Below are 2,663 nucleotides of genomic sequence, written 5' to 3' on the forward strand. Positions count from 1 at the left end.
CTTGAATTTTCCTTGGACTTCCCCAATCCTAGGGATTCGGTTTGAGATGTTTGAAGAGGGTTTAGAGGTCTTTTATCCCAATGGGGAACGATTTAAAGACCCTGAAACCCTCTTTGAGGAACGCAACCAAGCACAACAAGAGCGCAACCAAGCACAACAAGAACGCAACCAAGCACAACAAGAACGCGATCGCGCTTTTGCCCGATTACGCGAATTGGGCATTGACCCGACACAGTTGTGACTATAATTAATCTTCAGCGGAGATGCCGTCCTCTTCCACCACCGCTTCGGTGATAGGAGAGGGGGGAATTTCCGTTAAGGGAGATAAATCGGCAGGGGGGGGCATCACGCGATCGAGTTTTAGGGTTAAATAACGAATAACCTCATCACTTAAACGCATGGCCCGTTCCATGGGGGCGACTTGTTTGCCGCTGGCCTGATAATTCATCTGCACATAGACACCATCATTGAGTTTTTTGATGGGATAGGCCAGACGTTTTTTACCCCACACCTTAACCTCAATGTCTGTGGCGCTGTGTTCGGTAATCAGAGTCCGATAACGTTCCACTTGTTGCTGAACGACTTCTTCCCCTAAATCGGGACGGAGAATGTAAAGAGTTTCGTAGTTATTGCTCATCTCAGAATCCTTATGGACTAGAAGGCTTCTTTGTCAAGGCCAGGAGTTAATTGATTTTCATAACTCTCTAGCTTTTAATAAAGAAGCAAGGATATATGATCATACTACTATCCGAGAGTCGATCGCTAGTCATTCCCAGAAAAATATGGCGCAACGCTATGTACGAGTGAAACATCGTCAAGGACAAATCTTCTACGGACTGTTACAGCTAAACCGTAGCGTTGCTGTCTTTGATGCCCCTCCCTGGCAAGGAGGGCAACTAACCAAGCTAGAATTAGAACCTGATAGCTACCAACTATTAGCCCCCTGTTTCCCGTCGAAAATTATTGCCGTGGGCAAAAATTACCGCGCCCACGCCGCCGAGATGGGAACACCTGTACCGGGCGAACCGCTTTTATTTCTCAAGCCACCGACGACAATTATCGCCGATGGTGAAACGATTTTTTATCCGCCCCAATCGGAAAGAGTAGATTATGAGGGAGAATTGGCATTAATTATGGGAGAAACCGCCAAAAACTGCACGACAGCCCAAGCCAGAAGCAAAATCTGGGGTTATACTATTGCTAACGATGTCACCGCTAGGGATTTACAGAAAAAAGATAGCCAATGGACGCGGGCGAAAGGATTTGACAGTTTTTGTCCCCTCGGCCCCTGGATTGTCCGGGAATTGAGTATCGGGGCGCAATTAACCACTTTTCTCAATGATGGCAGCGAACCCAAACAAAGCAGTTATCTTAGTGATATGGTCTTTCCCCCCGATGTCTTGGTGGCTTATATCTCTCAAGTGATGACCCTGCTGCCGGGGGATGTGATTTTAACGGGAACTCCCGAAGGAATCGGACCGCTGCAGGTGGGGGATAAGGTTCGGGTGGAAATAGAAGGCATCGGGGTTTTGGAAAATAGCGTCATGGCAGCAGAAATCAATTAACGATAATTAACAATCCTAGCGAATACGGTGGGGTCTAGACTCGCCCCACCGACTAAAGCCCCGTTTATCTGCGATTGAGCCATAATTTCATCGATATTATCGGGTTTTACCGAACCACCGTACTGAATGGTTACGTCGGGATTGTCTAATTGTTGTCGAATCAAACCGATAACGCGGTTCGCTTCCTCGCTTTCGCAGGTTTCCCCCGTGCCAATCGCCCAGATGGGTTCGTAGGCGATAACGAGGTTTTTTTGGTCAACATTGACTAAACCCCCTTGAATTTGCTTGATAATTACCTTTTCCGTTTCTCCAGCATCTCTTTGGGCTTTACTTTCTCCCACACAGATAATCGGGATTAAACCTTGTTTTTGGGCAGATATGACCCTTAAATTGACGGTTTCATCGGTTTCGCCGAAATATTGCCGGCGTTCACTGTGACCGATAACCACATAGTGAACCCCAATTTCGGTTAACATATCCGCCGAGATTTCGCCCGTATAAGCCCCCGATTTTTCCCAGTGGACATTTTGCGCCCCCAAGCGAATACGACCGCCGTGGAGGGTTTTAGAGAGGACAGCTAAAGCTGTGAAAGGCGCGCAAAGAACCACTTCTCGGTCGTCGGGGGTTTCATCTAGATGGGATTTAAAATCTTGCAAAAACTCCAAAGCTTCTCTCTGGGTTTTGTGCATTTTCCAGTTACCTGCAATAACAACTTTCGGCACAGCTTAATTAATTTAGTAGATTTGATAATTTATGGTACATTTTACTGTAAGCCTTTTTGTTACCCTAAGCAAGATCACTGATAATCGCTGTCTGTCGTGAGCAGATTTTTTTTAATACTTTTACCTGTACCTAGGGTTTGCTGAATAAATCTAAAAACTTTGTTTGATAAGGCTTTTAGACTTTTTTGACCTCAAAAAGTGCCTACCATTGGAGGGATCGGGGGTAAAATTCCTGGACTTTTTCCCTGAAAATTAGGTAACTGACCACCTCAAAATCGGTAAAACCCTACACCCTACACCCCACACCCCACACCCTGCCCCCACGAAAAACTTTTTGCCGCAAACCCTACCTATGCCCTAATCCCCTACTAAATCC

The 2,663-nt window shown here is 46.2% G+C and carries 3 protein-coding genes and 1 pseudogene; 2 read left to right on the plus strand and 2 right to left on the minus strand.

The window, feature by feature from the left end:
• A pseudogene (locus PN470_RS16190) lies at nucleotides 1-241 on the plus strand (Uma2 family endonuclease); the annotation flags it as partial.
• Between the two features lie 6 nt (nucleotides 242-247).
• On the opposite strand, the gene rpsF reads toward PN470_RS16190, so the two are convergent.
• Nucleotides 248-637: a 30S ribosomal protein S6 gene (gene rpsF, locus PN470_RS16195; protein ID WP_002733521.1), complete on the minus strand. Its 390-nt coding sequence runs from the start codon at nucleotides 635-637 to the stop codon at nucleotides 248-250.
• A 145-nt stretch (nucleotides 638-782) separates the two neighbouring features.
• Between rpsF and PN470_RS16200 the strand changes: the two genes are divergently transcribed.
• The gene (locus PN470_RS16200; RefSeq protein WP_271937924.1) at nucleotides 783-1,565 is read left to right on the plus strand and encodes a fumarylacetoacetate hydrolase family protein; all 783 of its coding nucleotides are present in this window, start codon (nucleotides 783-785) and stop codon (nucleotides 1,563-1,565) included.
• On the opposite strand, the gene tpiA is transcribed toward PN470_RS16200, so the two are convergent.
• Nucleotides 1,562-2,287 carry a triose-phosphate isomerase gene (gene tpiA / locus PN470_RS16205; RefSeq protein WP_016515627.1) on the minus strand — a complete coding sequence of 242 codons (726 nt, stop codon included), beginning with the start codon at nucleotides 2,285-2,287 and terminating at the stop codon, nucleotides 1,562-1,564. The genes PN470_RS16200 and tpiA overlap by 4 nt on opposite strands.
• Nucleotides 2,288-2,663 lie beyond the last annotated feature (376 nt).

Origin of the sequence: Microcystis sp. CS-574 (assembly GCF_028329095.1) — a bacterium.
Taxonomy (GTDB): domain Bacteria; phylum Cyanobacteriota; class Cyanobacteriia; order Cyanobacteriales; family Microcystaceae; genus Microcystis; species Microcystis ichthyoblabe_A.